General features: G+C 62.2%; 4 protein-coding genes and 1 tRNA gene. 1 reads left to right on the forward strand and 4 read right to left on the reverse strand.

Annotated features, from left to right (window positions below; genetic code table 11):
* Nucleotides 1-3: 3 nt before the first annotated feature.
* Nucleotides 4-79 (reverse strand) — tRNA-Ala (locus tag ACESLR_RS11475).
* Nucleotides 80-329: 250 nt separating this feature from the next.
* On the opposite strand from ACESLR_RS11475, the gene ACESLR_RS11480 reads away from it, so the two are divergent.
* Nucleotides 330-1,115 carry a 3',5'-cyclic-nucleotide phosphodiesterase gene (locus ACESLR_RS11480; RefSeq protein WP_373025339.1) on the forward strand — a complete coding sequence of 262 codons (786 nt, stop codon included), beginning with the start codon at nucleotides 330-332 and terminating at the stop codon, nucleotides 1,113-1,115.
* A 646-nt stretch (nucleotides 1,116-1,761) separates the two neighbouring features.
* Here ACESLR_RS11480 and pstB read toward each other — a convergent pair.
* From pstB to pstC, 3 genes are all read right to left on the reverse strand, one after another.
* Entirely contained in the window at nucleotides 1,762-2,577 is an 816-nt protein-coding gene (gene pstB, locus ACESLR_RS11485; RefSeq protein ID WP_373025338.1) for a phosphate ABC transporter ATP-binding protein PstB, read from the reverse strand.
* Nucleotides 2,578-2,638: 61 nt separating this feature from the next.
* The gene (pstA, locus tag ACESLR_RS11490) at nucleotides 2,639-3,805 is read right to left on the reverse strand and encodes a phosphate ABC transporter permease PstA (RefSeq protein ID WP_373054656.1); all 1,167 of its coding nucleotides are present in this window, start codon (nucleotides 3,803-3,805) and stop codon (nucleotides 2,639-2,641) included.
* Nucleotides 3,806-3,830: 25 nt separating this feature from the next.
* On the reverse strand, nucleotides 3,831-5,116 hold a 1,286-nt coding region (gene pstC / locus ACESLR_RS11495), incomplete at its 5' end, for a phosphate ABC transporter permease subunit PstC (protein WP_373025336.1).

The raw sequence follows: 5,116 nt of genomic DNA on the forward strand, positions 1-5,116 counted from the left end.
GTTTGGTGGAGCGGAGGAGGATCGAACTCCCGACCTTCGCATTGCGAACGCGACGCTCTCCCAGCTGAGCTACCGCCCCAAACAGGACGCGCATTCTAGCAACTCCGCAGGGCGGCGGGAAGCCCTGTTCGCACGACGATCGCCGCCAGCGCTTCGCCTGCGAAATTGTCTTTTTCGGGCGGCACGTCACGGACGCCAGGGTTGGACCCGGTCTAGCATTGGGGCATGTCCGCCACCCACCTCAAGCACCGCGGGGCGACCGGCCCCGTCCCCCGGCCCACGTGGCACGCGGCGGGACGACCCGCCGCGGGGTCGATATACTCCCCGGCATGAGCTTGTCCGTTCGCATCCTGGGTGCCAGCGGCGGGATTGGTCCGGGGCGGCGCACCACGTCCATCCTCATCGACGACGACATCCTGATTGATGCCGGCAGTGGCGTGGGCGACCTGAGCCTGGACGAACTGCGCCGTATCCGTCACGTCTTCCTGACCCATTCACACCTCGACCATATTGCCTTCCTGCCCATGCTGGGGGATATGGTCTACAGCCCGAATGCCACACCCATCCAGGTGCATGGTCTGCCGGCCACGCTGAAGGCCCTTTGCGACCATGTCTTCAACTGGGTGATCTGGCCGGACTTCACCCGCCTGCCCCGCCCCGACCAGCCCCTGATCCAGCTGGAGTCGCTTCAGCCCGGTCAGACTATCGCCGCCGACCATCGCGAGATCCGCGTGCTGCCGGCCCGGCATACTGTGCCGGCGGTTGGCTACAGCGTGACCAACCACGACGGCGCGGCCTTCGCCTTCAGCGGGGATACCACCTCCTCGCATCAGCTCTGGCCGGCCCTCAACGCGCTGCCCCATCTCGACCTCCTGATGATCGAGACCGGCCTCCCGAACGAGATGGAGGGCATGGCTGACCTGGCCAAGCACTACACACCGCAGCACCTGGGCGAGGATCTTGCCCTGCTGGAACACCGTCCGCGCATCGCCATTACCCATCTCAAGCCCGGCCATGAACAGGCGATCCGCCAGCAACTAGCCCACTCGCCTCATCACGAGGGCATGATCTTCCTGCACGGCGACGAGCGCTTCGAACTCGGCGCGCACGTCTGAGGCATCACCGAGAGGTCACAACGGTCACCAGGGTCACCGGCACCACCGCGGTCCAGCCGCTTCCTTCCGCCCGCGGCGTCATCGCTTCCCCGTCCAGAGCCGCCTGCGTCTGCCCTCTACACTGCCGACCCGATACCAACCGCTTCCACTCGCTCCAACTGCTCCGCCCTCATGCCATGGCGCCGATCCGCTCTCACTGGATCCGGCACCATTATCCGGTCCCTACGCGAACGGCGGAAGAATGGATCTCGCTGAGCACTTACAAACTGACGGCCCCGAATATCGAGCCGTCGCAAAGCAGACCAAGAGTTTCCAACAACAACCCGTTCACGGAGTCGGTGGTCGCCACTTGCAGGCGATGCCCGAGTCCCCAGCCAACGCATTCGATGACCAAGAGCGCCGGCACAGCAGTATCCAGTACGGGACGCCGGTCGAACGGCAAAACGGTGACGACGTGGCTATCCTGGCTCTGCGCGTGGAGGTCTACGCAGTGGCGAAGGCCCGGAGCCCGAGCCGCTGGAGGTGGGAAACCTTGGAGTGGAACCCGTCCATCTCAACCCGGAGACCAAACACCCGGAGTCAGAGCTGGCCAGGGCGGCCAAAACGGTTTGAGGCAACAACCCTGTGATGGACACTGTCCGACTCGTCAGCCATATCGACCAGTAATGTAATCCTCGGTCTTTTGATGATACGGTTTTGAGAACATGGCTGACGTATCGTTATATTCGATCACTTCCCCCAAGTGGAAAAAGGCGGTGTAATCCGCGACGCGGGCGGCCTGTTGCATATTATGTGTAACCACCACTAGCGTGTAGTCATTCTTGAGCTCATACATCAATTCCTCGATGGTGGCCGTGGAGATCGGATCAAGGGCGGAGGTAGGCTCGTCCATCAAAATGACGCTCGGCTGAACGGCGATCGCACGAGCAATACACAGGCGCTGCTGCTGACCACCGGAAAGCGACGTCCCTGGCTGGCCCAACTGGTCCTTGACTTCTTCCCAAAGACCGGCGGCACGCAATGACTTTTCCACTAGTTCGTCTTCATCCCTGCCCCTGGAGACGATGTCGTGCATGCGGGGAGCGTAGGCTACGTTTTCGTGAATACTCTTTGGAAACGGGTTGGGCTTCTGGAACACCATCCCCACTTTCTTGCGAAGGGCGATCTCGTCGACCTCCTTCGACAGCACATTCTTGCCCTCCAGACGGATCTCCCCCTCCGCGCGCACCGATGGAATCAGATCGTTCATGCGGTTCAGACAACGCAGAAACGTCGACTTACCACAACCGGACGGACCGATAAGAGCGGTGATGTTGTTTTCATAGATGTCCAGATCGATATTGTGCAGCGCCTGCTTGTCGCCATACCACAAGTTAAGTGCACGCACGGTCAGTGCCGTCTCACGCCTCGTATGCTGGGTGAAGCTTACCGGCGCACCGGAAGATCCAAGTTTGCTTGTCATGCTCGCCGTACCTGACGTTGATGGGCATTCATTGAAGGATGTGCAATAGCTTTTGCGCGATTTACCAGCGATGCTCGAACTTCTTGCGCAGATAGACCGCCGTCGCGTTGAGCGAGATCAAGACCGTCAGCAGTACCAGGATGCCTGCCGCAGTACGCTCGACGTAGGCCGATTCCGGCATTCCCGCCCAAGTAAAAATCTGTGCCGGAAGCACGGTAGCCGCATCCGTCAGCCCCGTCGGGGCATCCGGTATGTAGGCGATCATGCCAATGATGATCAGGGGCGCGGTCTCGCCCAGCGCCTGGGCCAGTCCGATGATCGAACCGGTAAAAATGCCGGGCATCGCCAATGGCAACACATGATCGCGCACGGCCTGCCAGCGCGTGGCGCCAACGCCCAACGCCGCGTGACGAATCGAGTCGGGGACCGCGCTCAGCGCGGCCCGCGAGCTGATGATGATAATCGGCAGAGTCATCAGACCCAGCGTCAGACCACCGGCCAGCGCCGAGGAGCGCGGCGCACCAAAGAAGTTGATAAAGACCGCAAGCCCCAGAAGGCCAAAGAGAATCGACGGGATTGCGGCGAGGTTGTTGATATTGACCTCGAGAAAACGCGTGAAGCGGTTATCCGGGGCGAACTCCTCGAGATAGACCGCTGTCATCACGCCCACCGGAAAGGCGAAGGCCAGTGTCACGATCAGCACCAACACCGAGCCCATGGCCGCAGAAGCCAGGCCCGACATTTCCGGCAACTTGGAGTCACCGTTGGTAAAGAAGACGGTGTTGAACCGCAACTCGGCCCGTCCTTCCTCGACCAGTCGGTCGACCGTATCGATCTGCTGATCATCGAGCCGGGACTTGCGCCCCTTGAGATACTGGTCGACCGAGTCGTCGGTCAGCACCCACTCGGTCTGCTTCGTGCCCACCAGTGACTCGTCATCGGCCATACGACGGGGGATCAGGCGCAGGTAACCGCGGCTGACCAGTTCCCGGTAGTCCGCTTCGACCGCCGCCAGTGGCAGCTCGGCGGCGCGCTCACTGTAGTCCACCTCCATCTCGATGTAACCCTGCTGGAAGGCTGGCATCCCCTTGACCAGCATGTCGCCGAGGAAGAACAGCAGGAAGGCACCGGCCGCAATCAGCGCCGCCATCGACAGCCACTTCATGCGGGCCGTTTTGCGATGGCGCTTTTCCAGTTGACGGGAGATGTCGTCGAGCGACTGAGCCATGACAGGTTGCTTCCGATTGATCGAATTACAGGTTGCTGACCGCGTATTTCTCGCGGAAGCGGCGGATCATGAGAACCGAGACAGTATTGAGTGACAACGTGATCACGAACAACACCAAACCCAGGGCGAAAGCTGACAAGGTCGCGGCCGATTCGAATTCGTTGTCGCCGGTGAGTGCAGCGACGATGCTCACTGTAACCGTGGTCATGTCCTCGAGCGGGTTGCCGGTCAGGTTGGGGCGCATGCCCGCGGCCATGACCACGATCATGGTCTCACCCAGCGCCCGCGAGACCCCCAGCAGCGTCGCCGAGATAATGCCGGGCAACGCGGCAGGCAGGACCACGGATCGAATCGTCTCCGCCCGCGTGGTGCCCAGGGCCAGTGACCCTTCGCGCATGGAGTTGGGCACCGAGTTGATCACGTCGTCGGAGAGCGACGAGATGAACGGGATGATCATGATGCCCATGACGATCCCCGGCGCCAGCGCATTGTTGAACGAGGCGTCCAATCCGACCGAATCCGCCGCCGAGACGATCAGCGGCGCGACGGTGATCGCAGCAAAGAAGCCGTAAACCACGGTCGGGATGCCGGCGAGGATCTCCAGCAAGGGCTTCGCCACGTCGCGCACCTTCCACGGGGCGAACTCGGCCATGTAGATCGCCGCCGAGACACCGATGGGCACTGCCACCAGCATCGCGATGGCCGTTATCATGAACGTGCCCGCGAACAGCGGTACGGCGCCGAAGTTGTTCGAACCCGCCGCCTCGACGTCACCGGCATCCAGCTCGCCGCCAAGGCGCCCGGCGCCCTGGAGGAACGAATCGCCCGGTGCCCAAGTGGTGCCTGTAATGAAGTACCAGAAGCTCTCCATCTGGAAGAAACGGATCGCCTCGAACACGATCGCGAACAGGATGCCAAAGGTGGCCAGGATCGAAATCGAGGCCGCGCCGACCAGCACCCACTTGACCGCTCCCTCCAGCGAGTCACGTGCACGCAGTTCGGGTCGGACACTCCTCAGGCCGAGGAACAGACCGAACGCGCCCAGACCCAAGGCACCGACCACCGCCAGCCAGCCGGGGAAGGCCCCCTCGAACAGGCCAAGCACGATCGCGGCGACCGTCGCGACCACCACCGCCGGACCGGCAGCGCTCAGAACGGTGAACCAGGCGTACTGATCCGGCTGCGAATGCATGTGCGCCCCGCCGGCCCGAGCCCGAGTGGCCTTGGAGCGGCCGAGGAAGAACCCCAGCACCCCGAGGAGCAGCACCCCGGCAAAGAACGTCATCAGTATCTGGTCGGTCTGCATTTCAG

Source organism: Thioalkalivibrio sp. (genome assembly GCF_041685615.1).
Classification (GTDB): domain Bacteria; phylum Pseudomonadota; class Gammaproteobacteria; order Ectothiorhodospirales; family Ectothiorhodospiraceae; genus Thioalkalivibrio.